This window comes from Bacillus sp. 37MA (assembly GCF_000372765.1).
Taxonomy (GTDB): Bacteria; Bacillota; Bacilli; order Bacillales; family Domibacillaceae; genus Domibacillus; species Domibacillus aminovorans.
Genome location: NZ_KB889752.1, coordinates 82,812 through 107,063, shown reverse-complemented (window position 1 = coordinate 107,063; position 24,252 = coordinate 82,812). Strand labels below are relative to the sequence as shown.

Annotated in this window: 31 protein-coding genes and 1 tRNA gene; 12 read left to right on the top strand and 20 right to left on the bottom strand. The window is 42.2% G+C overall.

What is annotated here, in order from left to right; genetic code table 11:
* The first annotated feature begins 145 nt into the window (after positions 1-145).
* Positions 146-1,339: a tyrosine-type recombinase/integrase gene (locus tag A3M5_RS0100600; RefSeq protein WP_018391809.1), complete on the top strand. Its 1,194-nt coding sequence runs from the start codon at positions 146-148 to the stop codon at positions 1,337-1,339.
* A 123-nt stretch (positions 1,340-1,462) separates the two neighbouring features.
* Here the strand turns inward: A3M5_RS0100600 and A3M5_RS0100595 are convergent.
* Both A3M5_RS0100595 and A3M5_RS0100590 read right to left on the bottom strand, forming a co-directional pair.
* Positions 1,463-1,535: transfer RNA gene (locus A3M5_RS0100595), tRNA-Val, on the bottom strand.
* A gap of 54 nt (positions 1,536-1,589) precedes the next feature.
* Positions 1,590-3,236, bottom strand: a complete 1,647-nt coding sequence (locus A3M5_RS0100590) for an ABC1 kinase family protein (RefSeq protein ID WP_018391808.1) — start codon at positions 3,234-3,236, stop codon at positions 1,590-1,592.
* Between the two features lie 174 nt (positions 3,237-3,410).
* Here A3M5_RS0100590 and A3M5_RS0100585 point away from each other — a divergent pair, with 174 nt between their 5' ends.
* The 3 genes from A3M5_RS0100585 (at position 3,411) to A3M5_RS0100575 (ending at position 5,161) form a co-directional block, all read left to right on the top strand.
* Positions 3,411-4,130: an alpha/beta hydrolase gene (locus tag A3M5_RS0100585; protein ID WP_026221533.1), complete on the top strand. Its 720-nt coding sequence runs from the start codon at positions 3,411-3,413 to the stop codon at positions 4,128-4,130.
* An 82-nt stretch (positions 4,131-4,212) separates the two neighbouring features.
* Positions 4,213-4,728, top strand: coding sequence for a YjcG family protein (locus A3M5_RS0100580; RefSeq protein ID WP_018391806.1), 516 nt, complete (start codon positions 4,213-4,215; stop codon positions 4,726-4,728).
* Between the two features lie 4 nt (positions 4,729-4,732).
* Positions 4,733-5,161, top strand: a complete 429-nt coding sequence (locus tag A3M5_RS0100575; protein ID WP_018391805.1) for a GNAT family N-acetyltransferase — start codon at positions 4,733-4,735, stop codon at positions 5,159-5,161.
* Positions 5,162-5,239: 78 nt separating this feature from the next.
* On the opposite strand, the gene A3M5_RS0100570 is transcribed toward A3M5_RS0100575, so the two are convergent.
* From A3M5_RS0100570 to A3M5_RS0100545, 6 genes are all read right to left on the bottom strand, one after another.
* Entirely contained in the window at positions 5,240-5,494 is a 255-nt protein-coding gene (locus A3M5_RS0100570) for a hypothetical protein (protein WP_018391804.1), read from the bottom strand.
* 170 nt (positions 5,495-5,664) lie between these two features.
* Positions 5,665-5,913 (bottom strand): stage VI sporulation protein F, encoded by a 249-nt coding sequence (locus tag A3M5_RS0100565; RefSeq protein ID WP_018391803.1) that lies wholly within the window; start codon positions 5,911-5,913, stop codon positions 5,665-5,667.
* Positions 5,914-5,934: 21 nt separating this feature from the next.
* Complete coding sequence (locus A3M5_RS23960; protein ID WP_018391802.1) at positions 5,935-6,057, bottom strand: YjcZ family sporulation protein; 123 nt, start codon at positions 6,055-6,057, stop codon at positions 5,935-5,937.
* A gap of 67 nt (positions 6,058-6,124) precedes the next feature.
* A complete protein-coding gene (spoVAE, locus tag A3M5_RS0100555) occupies positions 6,125-6,481 on the bottom strand; it encodes a stage V sporulation protein AE (protein ID WP_018391801.1) in 357 nt (118 codons plus the stop codon).
* Between the two features lie 17 nt (positions 6,482-6,498).
* A complete protein-coding gene (spoVAC, locus tag A3M5_RS0100550; protein WP_018391800.1) occupies positions 6,499-6,930 on the bottom strand; it encodes a stage V sporulation protein AC in 432 nt (143 codons plus the stop codon).
* Positions 6,930-7,367, bottom strand: a complete 438-nt coding sequence (locus tag A3M5_RS0100545; RefSeq protein WP_018391799.1) for a YhcN/YlaJ family sporulation lipoprotein — start codon at positions 7,365-7,367, stop codon at positions 6,930-6,932. Before A3M5_RS0100545 ends, spoVAC begins: the two co-directional genes overlap by 1 nt.
* Positions 7,368-7,501: 134 nt before the next feature.
* Here A3M5_RS0100545 and A3M5_RS0100540 point away from each other — a divergent pair, with 134 nt between their 5' ends.
* Positions 7,502-8,035 carry a CotY/CotZ family spore coat protein gene (locus A3M5_RS0100540; protein ID WP_018391798.1) on the top strand — a complete coding sequence of 178 codons (534 nt, stop codon included), beginning with the start codon at positions 7,502-7,504 and terminating at the stop codon, positions 8,033-8,035.
* Positions 8,036-8,064: 29 nt separating this feature from the next.
* Here the strand turns inward: A3M5_RS0100540 and A3M5_RS0100535 are convergent, their stop codons facing one another.
* Positions 8,065-8,481 (bottom strand): CotO family spore coat protein, encoded by a 417-nt coding sequence (locus A3M5_RS0100535; RefSeq protein WP_018391797.1) that lies wholly within the window; start codon positions 8,479-8,481, stop codon positions 8,065-8,067.
* Positions 8,482-8,921: 440 nt separating this feature from the next.
* On the opposite strand from A3M5_RS0100535, the gene fabI reads away from it, so the two are divergent.
* Both fabI and prpE read left to right on the top strand, forming a co-directional pair.
* Complete coding sequence (gene fabI / locus A3M5_RS0100525) at positions 8,922-9,701, top strand: enoyl-ACP reductase FabI (protein WP_018391795.1); 780 nt, start codon at positions 8,922-8,924, stop codon at positions 9,699-9,701.
* A 428-nt stretch (positions 9,702-10,129) separates the two neighbouring features.
* On the top strand, positions 10,130-10,867 hold the full coding sequence (gene prpE, locus A3M5_RS0100520) for a bis(5'-nucleosyl)-tetraphosphatase PrpE (RefSeq protein WP_018391794.1): 738 nt from the start codon (positions 10,130-10,132) through the stop codon (positions 10,865-10,867).
* 49 nt (positions 10,868-10,916) lie between these two features.
* Here prpE and A3M5_RS0100515 read toward each other — a convergent pair whose 3' ends face one another.
* From A3M5_RS0100515 to A3M5_RS0100500, 4 genes are read right to left on the bottom strand one after another with little or no spacing between them, the layout of a single operon-like run.
* A complete protein-coding gene (locus A3M5_RS0100515) occupies positions 10,917-11,822 on the bottom strand; it encodes an RluA family pseudouridine synthase (RefSeq protein WP_018391793.1) in 906 nt (301 codons plus the stop codon).
* Positions 11,800-12,594: an NAD kinase gene (locus A3M5_RS0100510; RefSeq protein WP_018391792.1), complete on the bottom strand. Its 795-nt coding sequence runs from the start codon at positions 12,592-12,594 to the stop codon at positions 11,800-11,802. Before A3M5_RS0100510 ends, A3M5_RS0100515 begins: the two co-directional genes overlap by 23 nt.
* 25 nt (positions 12,595-12,619) lie before the next feature.
* On the bottom strand, positions 12,620-13,237 hold the full coding sequence (gene yjbM, locus A3M5_RS0100505) for a GTP diphosphokinase (RefSeq protein WP_018391791.1): 618 nt from the start codon (positions 13,235-13,237) through the stop codon (positions 12,620-12,622).
* Between the two features lie 11 nt (positions 13,238-13,248).
* On the bottom strand, positions 13,249-13,629 hold the full coding sequence (locus tag A3M5_RS0100500; protein ID WP_018391790.1) for a UPF0738 family protein: 381 nt from the start codon (positions 13,627-13,629) through the stop codon (positions 13,249-13,251).
* Positions 13,630-13,759: 130 nt separating this feature from the next.
* Here A3M5_RS0100500 and A3M5_RS0100495 point away from each other — a divergent pair, with 130 nt between their 5' ends.
* From A3M5_RS0100495 to A3M5_RS0100480, 4 genes are all read left to right on the top strand, one after another.
* Complete coding sequence (locus A3M5_RS0100495) at positions 13,760-14,332, top strand: CYTH domain-containing protein (RefSeq protein WP_018391789.1); 573 nt, start codon at positions 13,760-13,762, stop codon at positions 14,330-14,332.
* A 1-nt stretch (position 14,333) separates the two neighbouring features.
* A complete protein-coding gene (locus A3M5_RS0100490; protein ID WP_018391788.1) occupies positions 14,334-14,945 on the top strand; it encodes a lytic transglycosylase domain-containing protein in 612 nt (203 codons plus the stop codon).
* Between the two features lie 92 nt (positions 14,946-15,037).
* Positions 15,038-15,436: a globin domain-containing protein gene (locus A3M5_RS0100485; RefSeq protein WP_018391787.1), complete on the top strand. Its 399-nt coding sequence runs from the start codon at positions 15,038-15,040 to the stop codon at positions 15,434-15,436.
* A complete protein-coding gene (locus A3M5_RS0100480; RefSeq protein ID WP_018391786.1) occupies positions 15,433-16,257 on the top strand; it encodes a ClpXP adapter SpxH family protein in 825 nt (274 codons plus the stop codon). The genes A3M5_RS0100485 and A3M5_RS0100480 overlap by 4 nt, the downstream gene beginning before the upstream one ends.
* A gap of 204 nt (positions 16,258-16,461) precedes the next feature.
* On the opposite strand, the gene A3M5_RS21855 is transcribed toward A3M5_RS0100480, so the two are convergent.
* From A3M5_RS21855 to spxA, 5 genes are all read right to left on the bottom strand, one after another.
* Positions 16,462-16,746 (bottom strand): coiled-coil domain-containing protein, encoded by a 285-nt coding sequence (locus A3M5_RS21855; protein ID WP_018391785.1) that lies wholly within the window; start codon positions 16,744-16,746, stop codon positions 16,462-16,464.
* Between the two features lie 656 nt (positions 16,747-17,402).
* Positions 17,403-19,217: an oligoendopeptidase F gene (gene pepF / locus A3M5_RS0100465; RefSeq protein WP_018391783.1), complete on the bottom strand. Its 1,815-nt coding sequence runs from the start codon at positions 19,215-19,217 to the stop codon at positions 17,403-17,405.
* Between the two features lie 66 nt (positions 19,218-19,283).
* Positions 19,284-20,411 carry a competence protein CoiA gene (locus A3M5_RS0100460; protein WP_018391782.1) on the bottom strand — a complete coding sequence of 376 codons (1,128 nt, stop codon included), beginning with the start codon at positions 20,409-20,411 and terminating at the stop codon, positions 19,284-19,286.
* Positions 20,412-20,565: 154 nt separating this feature from the next.
* Positions 20,566-21,207, bottom strand: coding sequence for an adaptor protein MecA (mecA, locus tag A3M5_RS0100455; protein WP_018391781.1), 642 nt, complete (start codon positions 21,205-21,207; stop codon positions 20,566-20,568).
* A 216-nt stretch (positions 21,208-21,423) separates the two neighbouring features.
* Complete coding sequence (gene spxA, locus A3M5_RS0100450) at positions 21,424-21,819, bottom strand: transcriptional regulator SpxA (protein WP_018391780.1); 396 nt, start codon at positions 21,817-21,819, stop codon at positions 21,424-21,426.
* A 396-nt stretch (positions 21,820-22,215) separates the two neighbouring features.
* On the opposite strand from spxA, the gene trpS reads away from it, so the two are divergent.
* Positions 22,216-23,208: a tryptophan--tRNA ligase gene (gene trpS, locus A3M5_RS0100445; protein WP_018391779.1), complete on the top strand. Its 993-nt coding sequence runs from the start codon at positions 22,216-22,218 to the stop codon at positions 23,206-23,208.
* 37 nt (positions 23,209-23,245) lie between these two features.
* Here trpS and A3M5_RS0100440 read toward each other — a convergent pair whose 3' ends face one another.
* Both A3M5_RS0100440 and A3M5_RS0100435 read right to left on the bottom strand, forming a co-directional pair.
* Positions 23,246-23,986 carry a DUF3603 family protein gene (locus tag A3M5_RS0100440; protein ID WP_018391778.1) on the bottom strand — a complete coding sequence of 247 codons (741 nt, stop codon included), beginning with the start codon at positions 23,984-23,986 and terminating at the stop codon, positions 23,246-23,248.
* Positions 23,987-24,042: 56 nt separating this feature from the next.
* A complete protein-coding gene (locus A3M5_RS0100435; RefSeq protein WP_018391777.1) occupies positions 24,043-24,231 on the bottom strand; it encodes a YuzI family membrane protein in 189 nt (62 codons plus the stop codon).
* Positions 24,232-24,252 lie beyond the last annotated feature (21 nt).

Genomic DNA, 24,252 nt, shown 5'->3' with positions numbered 1-24,252 from the left:
GGAATACAAAAATTAAAGCCTGATATATAAGCACTTTTGTATTATCTACTTGAAGTAATGGAATACATTCACTAACTTTTGTATCAGTTGTGTCATTGATTAATACATAAATTATTTGAATGATTAAGATGAAGGAGTGAGCACTATGGCAAGCATCGAAAAACGCGGTGATAATTCGTTCCGACTAATTGTTGAAGCAGGTTATGACGGAAATGGTAAACGAAAAAGACGATCAAAAACAATTCGTGTGGATCCAGACCTTTTGAAGAAGACACGCAAGCTAAACGATTATTTGAATGCGGAGCTTTATAAGTTTAAAACAGAGGTTGAATCCGGTGAATATATCGCACCAGAAAAGCTGACATTTGCCGATTTCTCTGTGGAATGGGAAAAGAAATATGCAAAAAAAGAGCTCGGCGAACAGACCCTGGATACGTACTTATCCTACTTAAAGAATCATATTTTACCTACGTTCGGACATATGCGTCTGGATCAAGTGAAGCCGATTCATATAGTGAACTTTCTCGATGGTTTGAAACGAACTGACGGGGACGAAAAGGCGATTTCTATCTCTACTATAGAATATATTTATCGTGTTCTTCGAAATGTTTTTCAACGAGCCGAAGACTGGAAAATACTCAAGGAGAACCCAGTTGCTTCTGTGAAGCGTCCGAAAGACCGAACAAAGAAAAAAGTGGATGTATATGACGAAAAGGAAATCACAGCTCTTTTCGAAACTGCTCAAGACGAACCGTTTCATTGGCGGTTATTCATCACATTGGCCCTAGCTGCTGGATTAAGACGTGGAGAACTTCTTGGATTAGAGTGGATGCACGTCGATTTTGATAACGGAACAATTCACATCGATCAAGTCATTAGCCGTGGCGAAAAGGGGCGTGCGGTTTTAAAAGAGCCAAAATCCGAAACATCCAAACGTTTAATTTCTCTTCCCTCCTCTGTTCTATTGGAGTTAAAAAGATATCAACTGCATTGGCGGAAAGAAAAAATGAAAATGGGGGATTTATGGGATGAGAAAAAACATGAATTTGTTTTTTGTAATGAAAACGGGAAGCACTTTTATCCAACCACGCCTACAACCTGGTGGAGACGATTTACGACTCGTGTTGGCGTCCGATACATCCGACTGCATGATCTACGACATACTTCTGCCACCATGCTGATTAATCAGGGCGTTCATGCCAAAATCATTTCAGAAAGACTTGGCCATGCTGATATTCGCATCACGATGGACACGTATGGTCACGCTTTACGATCCGCTGATCAAGAAGCAGCGGATAAATTAAATGATCTTTTTTCATCCAAAAAAGATACCATTTAACGTTTTCGTCCCCAGTTCGTCCCCATGCACTCCATAGATACAAAAAAAGACCACCTCCGAAGAAGTGGTCTTTTCATAGAGAAACCGTGTTCCTGACGCTCTCTCAGGGGTTTTAACACCCAATGATTCCTACTGGGTTCGAACCAGCGACCTCTACCCTGTCAAGGTAGCGCTCTCCCAGCTGAGCTAAGGAATCGTTTTACTGACAAGTTCTATTATATGAAATTGTCAGCTAGGTGTCAACGATTTTTTATTTTATTTTTCGCCACATTAAGTGGATGACAATGAGAAAGATAATGGTCATAATGACAGCAGTCAGCATGCCGATATGGAATGTGTTTGTGCCGGTGAGCGGTGATTGGTTTCGCATAGATACGAAAATACCGGCCATGACGATGCTGAAGGCGAGCATCATGATGCTCAGAACAAGCGCTGACGCCATCCGCTCGATCCGCTTCATGATATTTTCATCGGCGGTGACGTGCATTTTTAGCTTCGGCTGACCGCCTTCCCATTCGCTCAACGTTTCATTTAGGACGCCAGGAAGCTTGTCTGCGGCCATTTTCATTAAGCGCACAAATGAACGTGATCCGCGCATGAGTTCTTTCGGATGGATGCGGCCTAAGAGCACTTCGAGTGACATATCTCGCACCATTCCTGAAAGGCTTGAGCCTGGGTCAAGTGCGATGACGGTCTGCTCAACTTTTAAAAAGGCCTGCCCCACTTGTACGAAGTCTTTCGGGATGCTAATGCTATGACTGCCCGCAACGGTGAAGAGCTCCTGCAGCATCGTACCCATTTCCACATCAGCTAATTCAATATCCATATAGCCCGCCATCCATCGGCTAATATCGCGCTGTAACATACGGCGATCGACCGGTTTTCGTGATCCCATTTCAAGCACGAGCATGGACAGTGCTGCCGCATCACGGTCAGCGAGGGCAAATAAGGAGTCTGACAGCAAATGCCGCATCTCATCAGATAGTCGTCCTGTGTTGCCAAAATCAATAAGACAAAGGCGCCCGTCTTTCAATAATAACAAGTTCCCCGGATGCGGATCGGCGTGAAAAACGCCATCAATAAACACTTGGCGCAACACCGTTTCAGACAAGGATTGAGCAAGTTCTTGACGCTCTTTTATGTCCATTCCAGCGATGACTTCTCCATGCAACGGCTTTCCGTCCATATATTCCATCACAAGCATCTGCTCTGTTGAGCATTCCGGATAAATAAGCGGCACGTAAACATACTTTTCTTTTATTGTTTCCCGCATACCGGCCGATTCCGTTGCTTCCATCCGGTAATCCATTTCTCTGCGGAGCGAGCTCACGAAGTCATCGATAATCGCTTTTAAGCTTACTTGCCGTGCAAGCTCTGAATTGCGCTCTGCAAGATTCGCAAGCTGCCGTAAAATCGACATGTCATTGCGAATAATCGGTTCGATGCCTGGACGGCGAACTTTAATGGCGACTTCTGTTCCGTCTTTCAGTGCAGCACGGTGCACCTGACCAATGGATGCAGCGCCGATCGGTACTTCTTCCATATAAATAAGCCAGTCGTCAAGCGGCTGCCCCGCTTCTGATTCGACAATCTTTTTAATTTCTTCAAAAGGCACAACTGGTGCACCGCTTTGCAGTTTGGACAGCGGGTCGGTCCAAGATGGCGGCAATAGATCCGTTCTCGTTGATAAAAACTGGCCTAGCTTTATAAATGTCGGTCCGAGTTCTTCAAGTGCCCGCCGCAGCTGCTCGCCTTTTACATTTTGCTCTTTTCCCCCTCTTCTCGTGAATGGAATTTTCTCCGCTAGTCCGAGGTCTTTTATGTATCCCGCAAAGCCATGCTTCGCGAACACCGCCACAATTTCCGGTGCCCGCCGCAGCGTCCCGATTCTTCCCACATTGCCACCTTCTTCGTTTCGGTTGTTTTTCCCATCATAACACATTCCTATATGTTGTTTAAAACAACAAGACATGTGAATCTCCCTATCAACGAGATTCTCGTCGGACAATCTGTCCGAAAACATAAGGTGTATGGTAAAATGAGCTGACTTGTTTTTAGGAGGGATTTAATGATGAGACGCGGGACGATACAGGATGATGTCATCCATTCAAAAGAACTTGGCGAAGATGTACCGATTTTGATTTACGTGCCAGCTGACTTTTCACCAATGTATACGTATTCGTTTCTTCTATGCCAGGATGGCAAGGATTACTTCCAAATGGGGCGCATTCCGCGTGTCGCGGATGAGCTTTTAGATCAAGATGAAATTGAAAACATGATTATCGTCGGAATTCCATACACTAATATAGACGATCGCCGGGAAAAGTATCATCCGGACGGTATCAAGCAAAAAGCATATATTCGCTTTTTAGCTCACGAAGTCGTTCCCTATCTCGATGAAAAGTTTCCCGGTCACAATGATCGTTTCGGACGGGCGCTTGCTGGTGACTCGCTTGCGGCGACGGTTTCGCTCATGGCTGCACTTGCGTATCCGAATCTTTTCGGGAAAGTGATCATGCATTCGCCCTTCGTTGACAGCTCAGTCATGAATGCGGTCGAACGAGCAGATTCTGATTGCAAACTTTCGTTGTATCATGTGATTGGAACGGACGAGACGAACGTGAAAATGACTAATGGGGAAACAGCAGACTTTTTAACGCCGAATCGGGCGCTTCATTCATTGATTTCTAAAAAGAAATTTGATTATTTTTATGAAGAGTTTGACGGCGGACATATGTGGACGTACTGGCAACCGGATATGAAGCGGGCGCTATCGAAAATGTTTGAATGAGGAGTAATGCTTAAGATACCGCATTCCTCGTCATTTTTGTTATACTAATGAAGAAATGCTATTTCTAGGGAGAGTGAACGAAATGAAATACGGTGTTGTTATTTTTCCATCTAAACCTTTGCAAGATAGAGTAAACGGTTATCGGAAACGCTATGACCCGCATTATGCACTCGTTTCACCGCATATTACATTAAAGAGTTCATTTGATGCAGGCGTCGATGATCTTGCTTCCATCTCAGAAAAACTGCATAAGATCGCGGCGATCCATCAGCCTTTTTCGTATCATGTCAGCAAAGTAAAATCGTTTGAACCAGTGAGCAATGTCATTTATTTTAAAGTAGACCGTAACGAAACACTCACGTCTCTTTATGACATGATGCACACAGAGCATTTCCCTGGTGAAGAGCCGTTCCCATTCGTTCCCCACATCACTATCGGACAGAAATTATCAGATGATGAACATTCTGATGTGTACGGATCACTGAAAATGGAATCGATTGACTTAACTGAAACCGCCGATCAATTCCATTTGCTCTATCAGTCTGAAAATGGCGTGTGGACTGTTCATGAAACATTTTTACTCGGAAAGGATGCTTAACAAGTTGAAAGTAGTCATAGCAACCGATTTAAAACAGCGGGAAGACGCTTATTCTGTTCGGATGACTGTATTTGTCAATGAACAGAATGTCCCTGCTTCAATTGAAATTGATGAACTCGAAGATGAAGCCGTTCATTTTGTCTTATATGATGACGAAATGAGTCCGTGTGGTGCCGGTCGTTTTCGCACCGTTGGCTACTACGGGAAAGTAGAACGTATTTGTGTGTTGAAAGAATCCCGCGGGCAAGGAGCCGGCGACCTCATTATGGGCGCGATTGAGCAGCATGCAGCCACTGTTCCACAACTCACTGCCTTAAAGCTTGATGCACAAGTACAGGCAATTCCTTTTTACGAAAAGCGAGGATACGAAGTCGTTTCCGATGAGTTTTTAGATGCCGGTATCGTGCACAAAACAATGACAAAGCCTTTATAAACGCAAAAAAAGCTTATTCTCTTATAATAGATGAATAAGCTTTTTCTATGAATTCGTCATGGTGCGCTCCTTCTTTCATTATGCCAGTTTATCAATTTCAAATCCCTTTCTGCTAATTTGAGCAAGGTGTACGCGGAATGCTTCATGTTCATGTTGCCGCTTTTTCCTTCGTTCTTCCACACTCATTTGCGGCTCAGCACGATCGCGTAAAATTTTATCAAACGATACTTTGGCAGCTGGATCGATGTAGGTATCGCCTCTACTCGATTCATTTAAAACCCGTTCCCTATAATGGCTATACTGATACTGTGGGATCGGCAGCACGTAGCCCATCTCTTTTCCTCCTTTCAACATAAAATATATGTACATAGATATATATGTATTGTTTAGCCGTTTTATGTCTCACCAAAACCATTCTTGCAAAAATCACAACCTTCTTCCTGCTTACGTGAAAAAAAGAGCGACTTTTCGGCCACTCTTCACTACACTACACTACATTACATTTATTTAATCATTTTCGTAATGGCATCTATATTCAGCTTTTTGCCATCTTTTATAATCGTTTTGACGAGTTCGTCTTCTACTTGCTTCGGTACTTTTTTACCGGCAAGTGCTGCCGTTTGTGCAATGACTGCGCGAACTGTTCGTTCATCGCGGAAATCAGCATACTGAAGCGAATCAACAAGAGCGAACACGTCGTTCATACGCACGCCTGTTTTTTTCTCAATTTTGCCAAAGAACTTGTTGTCCACTGTGGCTCCCCCTTTTAAAAATCAATAAAAGCTTGCGCCAACGATGATCAACAAAATGAACAAAACAACAATTAAAACAAATGTGCTTGAACCGCCGTATCCACCACCGTTTCCACCGCAGCAGCCGCCACCATAGTAACCCATTGTCATTTCCCCCTTTCTCTATTCTCCTTACTATCATATGGAGAATCAAAAAAAGAGGTTGGGCCGCTCACCCTTTTGGTTTAAAAAAGATGGCGCCCATAAAACCAAACACAATTGCTGCGGAAATACCAGAACTTGTTACTTCAAACATACCGGTCAACACACCAACGACTCCATGTTTTTCCGCTTCTTGCATCGCACCAGCCACGAGTGCGTTGCCGAAGCTCGTAATCGGAATCGTTGCCCCGGCTCCCGCAAAATCAATAAGCGGTTCATATAAATCAAATCCGGCAAGCACAGCACCTACTACGACGAGTATCGATAATGTATGCCCTGGTGTTAACTTGCCAACATCCATCATCAACTGACCGATAACACATATGAGGCCACCGATAATAAATGCCCAAAAAAACATTGCGATCATTCGTCTCTTCCTTTCCTTTAAAAAACAGATTTAATAAGCGCTACAATAAAAGCAGAAAAAACGCCAAATAAAATGACCGAACCAGCGAGTTTAAACATATTGCCTCCGACCCCTTGTACGAATCCTTCTGAACGATGTTCAATCGCCGCTGAAATAACGGCGTTGCCAAATCCCGTTACCGGCACCGCACTGCCAGCACCCGCAAACTGGCCAAGTCTATCATATACGCCGAATCCTGTTAACAGCATGGATAAAAAGATCATGAACGCCACTGTTGGGTTCCCTACTGTCTGCTCGGTAAAGTTAAAAAAGAAAATAAAGAAATAGGATACGGCTTGACCGATTATACAAACAAGACCGCCTGTCCAAAACGCGCGAATGCAATTTTTTAACACCGGCTTTTTTGGTTCGTACTTTGAAGCAAGCTTTTTATAATTCTCCGGCTTCATTAGGCCATCTCCTCTTTCAATTTAATAATTTCAGACAGCCGTTTATTCGCTTCTTTTTCCGTCAGATGGCCCGCTTCCATGTCTTCCTTTAATCGGACGGCTTCAAGGAAAATTTTGTAATCACTCGAAACCACCACTTCTTCCGTACTCTCCATTTTCTGAATGCGTTTATCAAGATCTTTTTCAATTTCCTTCATGTTAAATCGGTCAAGATGACGCACTTTATACGCTACGAGCAGCTGGTCTTTTCCTTTTATAACAGCCGTATCGTAAATAGTTTCAATCGAATCTGCTTCTTTTTTGATTTTTTCAGCAAATCCATCATGTTTTCCGTCAAGCTGCACAGCATCCGGATCAGCCGTTTCCAAGATCACTGTTCCATCATGTTCCGGTGCACATCCCGCCAGCAGCAAGATGGTGAGTGCCCATTTCTTCATGATATGTACCTCCGTTTTTGATCAGTATGTCCTGAAAACAAAAAAAAATTCTGCTCATAGCGGCAATTGTCCACGCCGAAGAGAACAGATTTCATACAGTATTAGTGTACCGATATTTTAAGGAGGAGTGCATGATGGGATGCCATAAGCATCGCGACGATTTTGACAATGATGATCTGCGTCAGCGTTCTGAAAGCTGCGTTCGCGAAGTTGTACGCGCAATTCGCGACATTCAAGATGCAAAAGAAGATGATGACTGCAGAGACTGCAAAGACTGCTTCGCCGAGCCGCTTGGAGACTTAGACGGTCCACGCCGACGCAATGCAGATACACGTGTGATTACACTTACAACGAAGGAAGGAAAACCGTTTTTCGCTTTCTTTGATCCTGCAGAAGCTGATGATAATGATCATTGCAGAACAGGATGTGTATCCATCTTTTTCCGTGTTGAAGATGTGTTTGACAGCGGTTGTGCCCGCCTTCGTGTATTACTGCCGCTTGACCATGACTTTGATCCTGTTAATCTTGCGGACGATGGCGACATCAGCCTCAAAAAAGTATGCAAAGTCGAAAACTTTAAAAAGACCCGTAGTTGCGTTACCGTTGATTTAAATGATTTTCTTGCGGTTCAGTGTATTAAAGACGTGGACTTAAATGTATGCCGTTAATTTTAACCCGCCCCCACGGCGGGCTTTTTTCATGTACCAGCAATTCGAATATATACAATTTCTGCAATTGGAACACGAACTGTTTCTTTCCCTTCTTCCTCAAGCACCCACACATTATCTCCATCAAAACGTTCAATGATCCCACGCACGGATCCATTTTTCCATTCAAACTGACATGGCACTGGAATTCTGCGCTGCGCCAAGTAAATGACTTTCTCCTCCACATTCATTTCCTTGAACGGAAGTAATCTACCTGATCCTGACGGCGTCTCTTTTGTTACAGGTTTAGTCTCTTTTGTTACAGGTTTAATTGGTATTTCTGGCGTTTCAGTTATTTCTGGTGTTTCAGGCACTTCACCGGCTTTCACAATTTCCTGCATAACTGGCTGCACATGCTTAAGCGTTGGCTGTCCGATGTATAAGAGCGGTCCCTGTTCTTTTTTCACGCCTTTAGCACCTCCGCTTTTTGTCCAGTATATGCAAAAAAACTGCCCGATATGGACAGTTTTCTAAAAAATTAATTTCCGATAATGTGGAAATTAATTTATTTTCAAGCAAGCCTTATTGATCTGATTGTCCTAAACAAGATGACAACTTATATAAATTCTCCATACTCAACAAGTGCTGACTCAAATTTTTCTTCATTTTGTTTTAATTCAACTATTTTCCCCTCATTCTTCTTTGTCATAGATTGATCAAATTCATAGCCCACTGCATATTTCCGTAAACTTTTTAGGATTTCTTAACATTACTTTGCTAGTTGATAAATATTTATTGGACTCAACCCTAGGATATTTAAATAAAATGTTATAATATAATACCAGATAACAAAAGCAGGTATATTAAATATTGATATTAAACTGTACCTATTTCAATGGAGGCTGAAATGGAAGATATACTTAAATTAAAAGGCAAGAATATTGTAGTTATGGGTGTCGCCAATGAACGGAGCTTAGCTTGGGGTGTAGCAGAAGCCCTTTATAAAGCAGGAGCAAATGTAATTTATACATACAGATTGGAACGATCTCTAGGAAAAATAACGAAGCTATTAGAGAAAAATAACTATCCATCAGAATATATTTTCCATTGTGATGTAAATAATGATGATAGTATTCGCAAAGCATTTAAAGATATAGGTGAAAAAGTTGGTGTCATTCACGGATTGGTTCATTCTATTGCCTATGCTCATGCAGAAGACTTAAAGGGTGATTTTGTAGAAACATCTAGAGACGGATATGCATTTGCCCAAGATACTAGTGCCTATTCATTAATTGCTGTAGCAAGAGAAGCTCGTCAATATATGACAGAAGGAGCATCCATTGTTACAATGACTTATCTTGGAGCAGAACGCGCTGTGGAAGGTTATAACCTAATGGGTGTTGCAAAAGCTTCTCTTGAAGCCAGTGTGAAATACTTGGCACTCGATTTGGGTAAAGACAATATTAGAGTCAATGCTGTTTCAGCAGGAGCCGTTCGAACACTGGCGGCCAAGGGAATTCCAGCTTTCAATACCATTCTTCATCATATTGAAGAGAAGTCACCTTTGAAGAGAAATGTGACTCAAGAAGAAGTAGGCGACATGACTCTTGTTATACTTAGCCACCTTTCTAGAGGAGTCACTGGTGAAATTATTTATGTTGACTCTGGTTACAATATATTGGGATAGTATATGAACAAATGAATCAATACGTTTATTTACGAAAAAAGACCGTTTTCGGTCTTTTTTTCTTTTCCAAAGATTCACTTTATATGCATGATTACAGAAAAAATCAACGTAAATCCTGTTTCAGCTCCGTATTTCCATTTCAATATTTTCATGCTCTATTTAAGAAGTATAACCTCTTTTTCAATTAAATCAGCCGTTTTAAATGCCTCTCCAACCGACAGATCCCCTCAAAGTCGAGTGCAAAGCGATATGATACAATCAAAACAAGCTTCAGTTGCTTCAGCAAAACGGTGTTAAAAAAGCCGCTTATGACGACAATAACTAGTGACGAACTTCCACCTTTCTTTTTGTGCACGATATCGCAGTAAACTTTTCGTCTGCTCTCTTATTTACCCTTTAAATATGTATATTTTCAAGGAGGCGTTTTGATGAACTTAGATATTATTGGTGACATACACGGCTGTTTAGATGAATTTCGTTCATTAACGTTGAAGCTTGGCTATTCATGGGACTCGGGCATTCCTGTTCATCCCGCTGGCCGGACGCTCGCTTTTGTCGGCGACCTGACAGATCGCGGTCCGGATTCTGTTCGCGTTCTTGATGTCGTTTGCCGTCTGTTTGACGAACAGTCCGCTCTATACGCGCCCGGCAATCACTGCAATAAATTATACCGTTACCTTGTTGGAAATAAGGTTCAAAAAACACACGGTTTAGAAACGACGGTCGCTGAACTCGACTCGCTTTCAGCACGGGACTATAAAAAGATTCGCAGCCGCTTTTTATCCATGTATGAACAGTCGCCGCTTTATCAAATGGTGGACAGCGGGGCGCTCATTATTGCCCATGCCGGCATACGCGCTGACTACATCGGGCGGCATGATTCACGAGTGAAAACATTTGTCCTCTATGGGGATATTACCGGCGAGAAACATGCGGACGGTTCGCCTATTCGGCGCGACTGGGCAAAAAATTATACCGGTGATCCGTTTATCGTGTATGGACATACACCTGTTAAAGAGCCGCGTGCATTAAACGGAAGCATCAACATTGATACTGGCTGCGTCTTTGGCGGCAAGCTGACAGCACTCCGCTGGCCCGAACGCGACACCGTATCGATCCCTTCGAAACAGCCTCTCGTTCCCGAAAAATTCCGGGAGTTTGATTGAACATGATAAACATAAACAAACCGTACTCCATAATGGATGGACGGTTTGTTTAGTTAAGCATTTCTTTCATATCATCCGGCATTGGCATGACAATGTTCATCTCTTCACCCGTCAACGGATGCATAAATGAAAGATGACCGCAATGCAGTGCTTGCCGCTTTATCCGCTGCAGATGGCCGCCATACAAATCATCGCCAGCAAGCGGGTGGCCGATATGGGCCATATGTACACGAATTTGATGCGTTCGGCCTGTTTCCGGCTTCACTTCAATGTGCGCGAAGTGAGCGTACTGCTTCAACACACGGTAACCGGTCCGCGCTATTTGCCCGTCCGGCCGTACCATTCGTTCAATAATGCTGTCATCACGCCGGCCAATCGGCGCATCAACAACACCGGTTTCATCAGAAAATACACCTTCAGCGAATGCTTCATACCGGCGAAAAACGAGTTTCTTTTTCTGCATTTCAGACAGTAAATGATGAATATAACGGTTTTTTGCGACCAGCACAATGCCCGATGTATCCCGGTCGAGCCGTGTAATAATATGAGCCGTTGCTGCAATCCCTTGCTCTTCATACAATCCGAGCAATCCAGCGGCAAGCGATCCGGACGGATGTTCACGCGACGGAATAGTATTCATTCCTGTCGGCTTCCCAATCGCGATCAGCACCTCATCTTCATACAACACATGAAGTGCTATTCGTTCTGCCTGCATACTGTCTGACGGCACTTCCCTCGGAAAAATGACCCGTACAGCGTCACCCGCTTTTAATACGTGACGTACGTTTACTTCTGCTCCGTTCACTAAAATAAAACCACCGGCAAATTTTATATCCGTAAGCGCCCGCTTTGAAATCGACTTTTTCTGCAAAAATGTTCGCAACAGCATGCCGTCTTCATCCGCCGTCCAGCTTAATTCAAAGGGTGTCATGTTAGTTGCTGACAAACGAATCATGCACCCTTTTCCAAAACGGGAAAGGACGGAAACGCGCAAATCGAATTTTTTCACTGGCAACACGATATTGAATCGACTTGACGTCTTTGTGTAAAATTGTCAAATGGTCAATGGTCACCAGAAAGTCCAGCCGGTTGACCGGTTTTAACATACATGTGTGATGTGCCGGCAAAATGAGCGGTGAACCGACTGTCCGAAACACACGGTTATTGATCGAAGCCATTTCCGCAAGCTGTAATGCACGGATGGACGGATGCAAAATCGCTCCACCAAGCGCTTTATTATATGCCGTACTTCCAGATGGAGTCGATACACATAATCCATCGCCGCGAAACCGTTCAAAATGTTCGCCGCGTATTTCAACATCCATGACAAGCGTCCCATCCACACTTTTCACCGTTGATTCGTTTAATGCCAAATAGCGTGTTTCTTTGCCGTCGTGCTGATAGCGGATAATGGCTTCTAAAAGCGGATATTCGATAATTTGATAGGGCGTCCGTGCAATAGCAATGACAAGCTTCTCAATTTCATTCGGCGTCCAGTCCGCATAAAAGCCGAGATGACCGGTATGAACTCCGACAAACGCCGTTTTATCCAGCCGACCGCTGTATCTGTGAAACGCGTATAACAGTGTGCCATCACCGCCAACTGAAATAACAATATCCGGCTCACTTTCATCGTATGCCAGTTTAAAATCAGTTAAATAATTACGGATTTTGTGCATTAATGCATTGGACTTCGCATCACCTTTTGACGTAATTGCAAACTTCATCTGTCTCACCCCTGTCGATTATTCTTCATTCCTTTTTCTTCGTAAAAAATTTTTGCGCTTCTTGTATTTCTTCACGGATGAGCGACATCTCTTCATCGAGCCGAAATGCTGCCTCTGCCGCACGCTGCAAACGCATTTGAATTTCCGTCGGGAAGTCGCCGTTGTATTTATAGTTTAGCGAATGCTCAATCGTTGCCCAAAAATTCATCGCTAGCGTCCGAATTTGAATTTCTGCTAAAATTTTCTTTTCCCCGTGAATCGTCTGAACTGGGTATTCAACGACCATATGATAGGACCGGTAGCCGCTCGGTTTTTTGTGGGATATATAATCTTTTTCTTCTACAATTCTGAAATCATTTCGCTTCCGGAGAATGCTAACGACCTTTTTAATATCCTCGACAAACTGACACATCATACGCAGTCCCGCAATATCCTGCATGTCACGATGAAGGCGATCCATCCGAATTCTTTTCGTGTTCATTTTATCAAGAATACTCGGGACTGGCTTCACTCGGCCTGTCACAAACTCGATTGGTGAACGATCGTCACTCATCGTAAATTGCTTCCTGATTCCGCGCAGTTTCACCTTCAACTCTTCTACTGCCTGCTTATAAGGTGATAAAAATTCATCCCAATTTTCCATTGCATCCTCCATCAGTGCTGTTCAGCGAAAAAGACTCGTTCTACTTTTTCCACCATTTCCTCGCCGTAATTGCCGTTCCCTTCAATATTAGCAACGAGCTCTTCCATTTCTTCTTGAAAAGAGGCAAGTGTAAATGTTCCGTCCGTACCGACCGCTTCGAGTGGATGCTTGCCATCAATCGCTTTTTTTACGTCCAGCCATGTGCTTTCGTGCAAATACACATACACATATCCAGGTTCCGCTTCAGCCAAATATACAAAGGCAAAGGCGTCTGAATCGGTAATCACCTGGTTCCTTGCCTGCAAGTGTGTGACTTCAACGTCTTCTTCTGATAATAGACGAAGCACCCCTTCCACCCATTCTGTGTTCGTAAAATGCCATTTTGTTCTCATATCTAATTCTCCTTTATAACGTCCGTTCATTCAAAACATCGTAACCATTTTACCACATTTTGTTCTTTTAAACATTGTCTGAACAGGATACAATGAGAGTAATGACTTTTTTGGAAAAAGAGGAAGATAAATGAACCAGGAAATTGAAATTGAATTTAAATGTTTGCTGTCAAAAGAACAATTTGATCAATTGGTTGAATCCTTTCATCCCGGCCCCTTTACCACACAACATAACCATTATTTCGACACGGCTGACTTTTCACTAAAAGAAGCCGGTGCTGCCTTGCGCATTCGTGAAAAAAATGGACGAGCTGAAATGACATTAAAGGAACCAGCTGAAGTCGGATTGCTTGAATCAACCGTTGCTCTCTCAAATGATGACGTAACTGCTTCCCTATCTGGTGGCATTCCAGATAACGATGTGATGGCTGCTGCCCGTAAACACACCGGTAAAAATGCCGTTTTTCATTTCGGTACATTGTCTACAACACGTGCTGAAATAGACTATAAAGGCGGGCTGCTCGTTTTTGATCACAGCACATATGTAAACCATGAAGATTACGAAATTGAATATGAAGCAAAAGATCTTTCAGGTGAGCAGACTTTTCTTGCGCTTCTAAATTCATTCAATATCGAATATATACCGGCTGAAAATAAAATTCGCCGTTTCTATCACGCACAATTTCAAAACGGAGGCCATTAACGTGGATACAAGCTTCTTTAATACGATGATTCGTTCAACGATGATGAATGCCATGCCAGCAACGAAGACTACTTCTCCTTTTTTGACACCAACAGCTCATTCTATGGTCTTCGGATCCATTTTACAGCAGGCGCTCGTGCAGGGACTTGACATTGTAAATGCAAATGAATCGAGCACCGTTGCCTCTGGGCCTGCTCTTTATACAAAAGCCGGTGCAGACGTTTTATCGGCCGCAGCGACAGATTATGATGATATTATTACAAGGGCTGCAGAAACATATCATGTGCCGAAAAAACTCATTCAATCTGTGATCAAACAGGAATCCAATTTTAACCCGAATGCGGTCAGCTATGCAGGCGCGTCCGGACTCATGCAGCTCATGCCAGCAACCGCACGTGATCTTGGTGTACAAAATTCGTTTGATCCAGAACAAAATGTGTTTGGGGGTACCAAATATCTGCGTCGAATGCTCGACATGTTTGATGGCAACACAACATTGGCACTTGCAGCCTATAATGCAGGGCCAGGCAACGTAAAAAAGTACGACGGCATTCCGCCGTTCAGCGAAACACAAAATTATGTAAAAAAAGTAACCAGTTACTACAATACGTAGAGCTGGTTTTTTTGTGTGAAGCACTTCATTTGTTTTATAACAGAAGCCTTGTTAAAATGAATATATACTATGAAATAAAAGGAGTACATTTTATGGCCAAGCAATCCAATGTTCCATACGACATCATTGGCGAAGAACAGCTTTCAAAGCTAGTTGACGCATTTTACAGCCGCGTTTCGCAACATCCGGATCTTGTGCCGATATTCCCCTATGACTTAACGGAGACGGCCCGGAAACAGAAGCAATTTTTGACACAGTTTTTGGGTGGTCCTCCCCTTTATACCGAAGAACACGGGCATCCCATGCTCCGAGCACGCCATCTGCCATTTCCAATTACACCGGTACGAGCAGATGCCTGGCTAGCTTGTATGAATGCGGCAATGGATGAGGTGCAGTTACACGGAGATTTGCGGACTTTCTTTTTTGAACGGCTTACACAAACGGCACGCCACATGGTAAACCGGCCGAATGATAAGGATGATGTTCTGTGAATTCAATACAATTACCTGATCGTATTTGCTCTAACCGGCAAAAACCGCTCGAGCTATATGTATTTGTTGATCCACTTTGTCCGGAATGCTGGGCACTTGATCCGAAGCTCCGGAAACTGCAGATAGAATATGGGCATTATTTTAAACTGAAGCAAGTGCTGACCGGAAAACTGACCTCTTTAAATGCACCGAGACGGCCCCTTGCTGTTGAACAGAGCGGACTTGCGTGCAATGAATCGCTCTGGGTGGAAGACTCTGTTTCCTCTCCTTTTCTTGCATCAATTGCGATAAAAGCAGCGGAATTGCAAGGAAGAAGGGCAGGAAGTAAGTTTTTACGTAAACTGCAGGAACAGTTTTTTTTAGACAGAGAGAATGTATCTGATTTAGCTGTATTGAGCCGGTGTGCAGAAGAATCGGGACTAGATAAGGGCGAATTTTTAAACGATATTCATTCCACTGGGGCGACGAAAGCCTTTCAATGTGATTTGACGATTACATGTGAAATGGATGTAGACGAAGCACCGACGGTCGTGTTTTTCAATGAACGAATAGAAGATGAAGGCATTAAAATTGCTGGACTTTATTCATACGATATTTACGTTCAAATTTTGCAGGAAATATTGGAAGAAATACCCGAGCCGCTCGATCCACCGCCGCTTGAAGAATTCATGCAATATTTCAGAATTGCAGCAACGACTGAAATTAGTGAAGTGTACGATTGTTCAGAAGTTCATGCTTTACGAGAATTGAAAAAGCTGCAGTTACAGCAAAAAGTGCGCAAAATCGATACAAAGCACGGCACTTTCTGGGAGTATATATAATAAAAAAAGACGTCGGTGCTGCTGGCGTCTTATACCGTTGACAACTTCGCTTTTCAATAATTCCACTTGAAGCGAGGTTGTTTTTTTATTTTTTAAAAACGCAGACGCAGTCTTCTTTTTGAAGGCTGGGTCTGCGTACTGATTACGATTGAAGAGTCGCTCATTATGACGTGTAAACAATGGCTACTTTTCTGCTAAATCTTATTAACATTCGAGTCTATCCACTCTATCTGCAAGTTTACACACTTTCTTTTCAAGTTTATCTACTTTCTTTTCAAGTTTATCTACTTTCTTTTCAAGTTTATCCACTCTATCTTCAAGTTTATCTACTCTATCTTCAAGTTGATCTACTCTCTTTTCAAGTTTATCCACTTTATCTTCAAGTTTATCCACTTTTTTTCTTAAACGATCAATCTGTTCTTGTTGACCTGCTACGAGATCCTCCAACATAGCTAACCGTTTCTCAACGCTGTTATGACATCCTGACATACTATAACCCTCCCTTCAATTTTTAAATTTAAATAAAAGCATTTTTCTTCTATTCTTGTTGATCTGCTACCATTTCCGCCCACATGTCTAACCGTTTATCAACGTTGTTAGCGTTGGCGCTTCCTTGTTGAATTTGCCTTTGATGTGCCCTAGCAGCCAATTCCTCCCTTCTTTAATAAACTATGTAAAAAAGAAAGAAGTGTTTGGACGTACCGATCAGTACAAGCACATTTTTAAAAAAACCAAACGATAAACTAGATTCCCTATTGAGAACGTTCATTCACTGGTATTACACTTTTCTTCCTAAGCGTAAACATCTGTTTCTTCACGCATAGAATAATGCTTTTTTAATTTTTGATTATGAAAAGAATTAATGAGGAGTGATGATTAAAAGGTTTGATTCAGTGGTTGATGATTGTAATCTAACTGATGTGAGTTTTTCTACGTCAACTAGAAAAAGCCCCGCCGAAGCGAGGCTTTTCCTTACGAACAAAGGGGATTGAAGAAATTTTTCACAGTCAAACAAAGGGGTATATGTTTATAAGTGATCAATTTCACACCCTTATCCTATCATGTTTGGCACATATATTGCAAGGTGCGTCCGATCCGTTCACCTAATTGTCATAACAATGGATTTGACAGTGTTAAATCCCATATTAAGACAATAGTTTTTCCATTTCTTCAAGTGACTTTTCAAACACTTTGCATGCGGATTCAATGGCATCAGCTGCCGTCATATCCACACCTGCACTCTTTAATACGTCAATTGGATCAGCTGAGCTGCCAGCCTTCAAAAATTCATTAATGTATCGTTCTGCAGCAGGTTCGCCGTCTTCTAAAATTTGCGAAGACAATGCAATCGCTGCACTTAAGCCCGTCGCATATTGATATACATAATAATTATAATAGAAATGTGGAATGCGTGCCCATTCAAGCGCAATTTCTTCATCAATGACCATGTCATCGCCGAAATATTTTTTATTTAATTCATAATACGCCGCGCTTAATCCATCGGCTGTCAATGCTTCTCCATTTTGTGCTTTTTCATGAACGAGGTGTTCAAATTCAGCAAACATCGTCTGGCGAAAAACCGTGCCGCGGAACGTTTCCAAGAAGTGATTCAACAAGTACATACGCTTTTTCTCATCTTCTGTCGTTTTCAGCAAATAGTTATTCAAAAGCGATTCGTTGCACGTGGATGCCACTTCCGCAACAAAAATCGAATAATCACCATAAATATATGGCTGATTCGCACGTGTGTAGTAACTGTGAATGCTGTGACCGAATTCATGAGCGAGCGTAAACAAGTTATTTACATTATCTTGCCAGTTCATTAAAATGTATGGATTCGTGCCGTACGCACCGGATGAATACGCCCCGCTGCGTTTCCCTTTATTTTCAACAACATCCACCCAGCGGCCTTCAAGCCCTTGTGCGAGAATGCCATTATACTCTTCCCCAAGTGGTTTCAATCCTCTTAATAAAAGGGCCTTTGCTTCATCATAATTCACGTCAAACTTGCCTTCTGCGACGAGTGGCGTGTACAAATCGTACATATGCAGCTCATCGAGGCCAAGCACTTTTTTACGAAGTGCGATATACCGGTGCAAAAGCGGCAAGTTTTTATTGATCGTGCTGACGAGATTGTCATATACCTCTTCTGGAATATGATTACGTGATAACGCAGATTCACGTGCACTTCCGTAATGTCTGACATGAGCGGAAAAATTATCTTTTTTAATTTGTCCTGATAATGTAGATGCAAACGTGTTTTTGAATTTTCCGTATGTTGCGTATACCGCTTTAAATGCTTCTTCGCGTACACGGCGGTCTGAAGACTCTAAAAAGCGAACGTAATTACCATGCGTAATTTGTACGTTTTCCCCATTTTCATCTTGAATGACCGGAAACTCAAGATCTGCGTTATTCAGCATCCCAAACGTTGCACTTGATGACCCGAGCACATCTGACGCCTGCGCCAGCAAGTTCTCTTCGACTGCTGACAATACGTGCGGACGCTGCTTATTCAAATCATCAAGCACTTTTTTGTAAAGTAAAAGCGGCTCGTAGGAAGCCACAAAGCCATTAATTTTTTCCTCATCAATGGACAAAATTTCTGGATCAGCAAACGACAATGCGCCGGCAATTTGCGTATACAGCATCTTCGCCCGGTCATTCATTCCTTGATAATGACCATTTTGCGTATCTTCATCGTAACGCATATGTGCATACGTATATAACCTGCCCATGCGCTCTAAAAGCGTATCCTGCCACGTAAAAAACGAATATAGCTGCTCAGCGCTGTTACCGAGTGTGCCATTATAAGAGGCCGCAGCACCAGCAAGCTTTCCGATCGCTTTAAATTCTTCTTCCCATGCTGTATCCGTTTCAAAAATATCTTCCAGACGCCACTTTAATTCTTCTGTAATCTCACTACGTGCCGGAAGCTGTTTTACTTGATTGTCTGCCACGTTAAAAACCTCCCTTTATTTATAAACCATTCTCCTTCTTTATTGTATATTCCTTTTTCTTATTCCTCAAAAAATCAGCCTGTCTATAATTCGATTTTCATGTGCGAGGCAAAATTCTTCTTCTCTCCGTATTTTCCCACCCCTTGACTGACTATCCATCCCTCTTTTTATACCGATTTCATTAAGAAGCACTACGTAATCTTCTGCTGCTTGTTCCGGTGTCATCATCGGAGCGAGCGGCATAATTGTTTCTTTTAAATGACCCTTCTGAATACGTCTACGGATAATGTTTGCCGCTTCTTGCACCGATCCATTTTTACGGTCATGCACAATATAAAATTGCCACTCGGCCGCATGATTGCGAATGGCCATGCCACTTCGTACCGGCAGGCCGATTTCTTCCGACAATAAATATGGATTTCGACCTGATTCATAAACAGTCCGAAAAAACGGATGATTTCGCGCATTGCTATAATAAAGCGAGCGATCGATCCATTTTCGTTTTTCATCAAAAAAGGGTGCGAGTGGAAACATAAATTCAGTTAAAAATACAGCGGACGGTGGAAACGTCATATCCTCTATTTTCACATCAAGGCGTATCGCCTGACAGAGCGATATGGTTACCGGTACGATTCGTCCGTAAATCGTAAATAATTTCAAATCTGGACAATACGCGACGAAATAAAAGCCAAGCTGTGCATGATAGCGCATAAAAAGCCGTTGAAACGGTGTTAATTTCACATATCGCCCTTTTCGTTCAATCGAAGGACCACCATATATCCAAAAAGGATTTAAACCACGCATCATATATTTCTTCGTCCGTTCTCGGAATAACGAAGCTGAAATGGTTGAACATTGGTATTCAACGGCAATCGTTCCCGATAATATATCAGGTCGCTGCGTTCCATCGGGCAGACGCGCTTCCATTATGGCATCATGCGTTCTTATTATCCAGTTAAATAAATCGATTTTGGCAGCAAGGTGACGTGGTGATTCATGTTCGGAAAAAGAGTCACAGGAAGAGTATGTTTCGTGAGCAAAGTGTGGAATATTGACATCTCCCGCTTTAATGACGACCGGGCGGCCGCACTGTGGGCAAAAATGAGGTATTTTTTTTAAGCTTAATGCCATCTGTTTCGCATCAGGTCCGGCAAGCACAACGGGCTGTCCATTTATATCGACTGCCGCCAGCATACAACCACTTCCTTTCATACTGTATCATTCGACACATGATTAGGCATTCTTTTTAATAAAGTAAAACGTCATACATGATCAAAATCCCCACTCGAAAGCCCCCCTTTCTGCGTAGCTCGACAAAAAAAGCCTCCTGAATCAGAAGGCTCTCCCATTATGAAAAATATTGGCGTACCGTTTCAAATACATTGTCATCGATCACACATTTTCCGTATTCTTGCAGCATATGAATGGTCATTCTTGATTCGTGCGTATATTCAAGCAAAATGCTAAGTGCATCGTCAATAGCTTTTTCTTCAAACCGCTCTTCTTCAAATTCAACAAATAAATAATAGCGGTTTTCATGTGCGTAAAGAGATGTGATCAAATGATCGAGACCGCCACGATTGCTAAGCGTAATGACATCTTCAAAATCTTGGAACGAAAGAACAAAATCAAGTGGTTGTTCATCTTCTTCCGCTCGGTCAAAATGCTCTTCAAGCAAGTCTTCAATCTGTCCTTCTACATCAAGCTTATCACTTGTGAATGGAAGCTCAAGCTTTTGGCCGTCTTTCGTTAAGTTTGCTTGTGTTACTAAAATTTCAAGCCCTTTATCAAGTGCATGCACTTGAATCCAAAGGGGACCATCCACTGTGAAATCTTCTTCATCATGGACTTCCTCCATCATATCCCAGAACAGTTCTTCGCTGCGCTCCCGGTTGTACCAGATTTCTTCGCGATCAAAGCCCCGTTCTTCTATATCAACATACGATATGAAAAACTTCACCGTATTCTCATTAATGCGTTCGATTTCCATAATTGCGGTCTCTCCCTTCCATTTAGAGGGTTGTCGGGAGTACGGAAAACAAACTCCTCATCCCTTTGTTCTATTGTATGATAAACATGTCATAAATGAAAATAGAAAGACTCCAAAATCGGAGGGCTGTCCGCTTATTCTATCTGAATTTTTTGATTTATTCAAGTGAATTATACAAAAAAAATCCCTGCATGAATTGCAGGAATTCTCTCTCCATTAGTTAACCATACGCCGTGCTTCAAGCAACTGGAATGTACGAACTTTCCGTGGTAAGAAGCGGCGGATTTCATCTTCATTGTAACCGACTTGCAAGCGCTTTGCATCCATAATAATCGGACGGCGAAGCAATCCCGGATTTTGGCGAATCAATTCAAACAAATCTTGAAGAGGAAGCGTTTCAAGATCAACATCCAATTTTTGAAAAATCTTTGAACGTGTTGAAATGATTTCATCTGTTCCATCCTCCGTCATACGCAAAATCTCTTTAATTTCGTTAATGCTTAGCGGTTCAGAGAAGATATTGCGTTCCACGTAAGGTATTTCATGTTCTTCCAGCCATGCTTTCGCTTTACGGCAAGATGTGCAACTTGGTGATGTGTATAGTGTAACCATTCCTCATTCACACTCCTTAATTAAAATGTATAATACCTGTCAATTTACACCTGTAAATTTGAGGAATTGAACGTTCATGGAGATTTCAAATAATTAGTGAAACTCCTCAACAACCGGCTACATATGTATTATACCATGAAATGACATTCATTGAATATGATTTTCATTATATCGTAAAAATTATTTGTTTTGTTCTACACAATAGATTATACCCGAGAAATGTGTCCACTAAACGTCAAAAACATTTTTTTAAAAATAAGTGTAAATGGTTTTAAACTATTTTTCATTCCGCTCTTCTTTAAACAATTTGATTACAATCAAGCACTCCTTGAATATTCAGTCTGTTTTGTTTATAATCATACTCATAATAAGATGAAGCGAAGTGAGAATTGATTTATGATGAAAACGATTTTTTCCGGTATTCAGCCGAGTGGAATGATCACAATAGGAAATTATATTGGCGCATTAAAACAGTTTGTAGAACTGCAAGATGATTATAATTGTTATTTTTGCATTGTCGATGAGCATGCCATTACCGTGCAGCAAGATCGTCTTGAATTACGAAAAAACATTCGCAGTCTGGCAGCGCTTTATGTCGCCGTTGGACTTGACCCAACAAAAGCAACATTGTTCATTCAATCCGAAGTGCCCGCACACGCGCAGGCAGGATGGATGCTGCAGTGTGTTGCCTACATTGGTGAGCTTGAGCGAATGACACAGTTTAAAGACAAATCAGCAGGCAAAGAAGCGGTCTCAGCAGGTCTCCTTACTTATCCGCCACTGATGGCTGCCGATATTTTGCTCTATGATACAGATATTGTGCCGGTTGGCGAAGATCAAAAGCAGCATTTAGAATTAACGCGAGATTTAGCGGAACGTTTCAACAAGAAATACAATGATATTTTCACGATTCCTGAAGTGCGTATTCCAAAAGAAGGTGCGCGCATCATGTCTTTACAGGAACCGACGAAAAAAATGAGCAAGTCTGACCCGAATCAAAAAGCATTCATTACACTTCTCGATGATCCAAAACAAATTGAGAAAAAAGTGAAAAGTGCGGTCACAGATTCAGATGGTATCGTGAAATATGATAAAGAAAACAAACCAGGTGTTTCCAACTTGCTGTCCATTTGTGCTGCTTTTGAAGGTGTACCGGTTGCGGACGTCGAAAAGCGGTTTGATGGAAAAGGGTACGGGGATTTCAAACAAGAAGTGGCAGACGTCATTATCCGAAATCTCGCTCCCATTCAATCCCGTTATCATGAGCTTATTAACTCAGATGAACTGGACCGTATTCTTGATGAAGGTGCAGAAAAAGCGCGTCGTACAGCAGGCAGAACGCTTAAGAAAATGGAAAATGCAATGGGCCTCGGCCGTAAGCGAAAATAAAAAAGAAATCCCGCCAATCAGTTTGGCGGGATTTCTTTCACGTGGCGACACCCATCTCATGCTCATACATTTTCTCAAAAAATGGACGCCCTTTAATAATTTGACCGCATATTTGTTCATGTCGTGAGCTCCATCCAATTTTTACTGCTTCGCTAAATGTACTCGCTGCCATATCCCAATCCATTTCTCGAATCTCTTCATAACGATCCGGCATCCATTCCGTCAGCCAATACTTTAATTCTGGCTCATTTTCTGATTCAATGAGCTGATCAATGGCAAGTAATAACAACTGCTTTAACTGCCGTTCTTTCCGTGTCAGTCCGATCATCCATTCGGGTGCTGGCTCAATTAAGCTGTATGTTTTCTCATTCATTTCCGGAAAATAAAATGGTTCTGCTGCATGACAGTCCGCCATTTCACGGACAATTAGTTCATGCTGTGGCATAAGTCGGCTTTTTTTCACAGGTACACGGTACCCCATCGTCTCAATCGCCATCATCCGTTCTCCGTCTGAAGCAATAAAACAGTATTCCAACATTTCCACCTTACTGCCTTTTCGAATAAATGCTTTGCTTTCAATTTTCTTCAATAAATCATCCGGTAGCTCACCTAGGGAATTCTCCATATAATCCATGGCTGATTTCCTCACAATCAATACAGGGACTTGATCCAACATCACCATGCCGTCATCTTTACGCCACTCATGAAAAAAACATACATTGCATCCGTTTTCTTCTCCTTCAAACCAGTTGACCCATACATCATGAAGGTATAGCATCAAATTCCTCCTTGAACTCCTTATTATGGGTTCATTATCGTCACGTTTCCGTTAATTTATTCCTTCAACCCCAAAATAATGAGTACCCAGCCAAGGAAAAATAAATAACATTCTGGTCTACTGATTGTGAAAGATAAATAATCTGTCCATGTCATGCCCGCTGCAAGCAAATTGAAATACATAATAAAACTAACACCGCCAGCAACAGCAAAGCCGAATCCTGTTAAAAAGATCGTGAATCGCATCTGATCACATCCCCGCTGCTT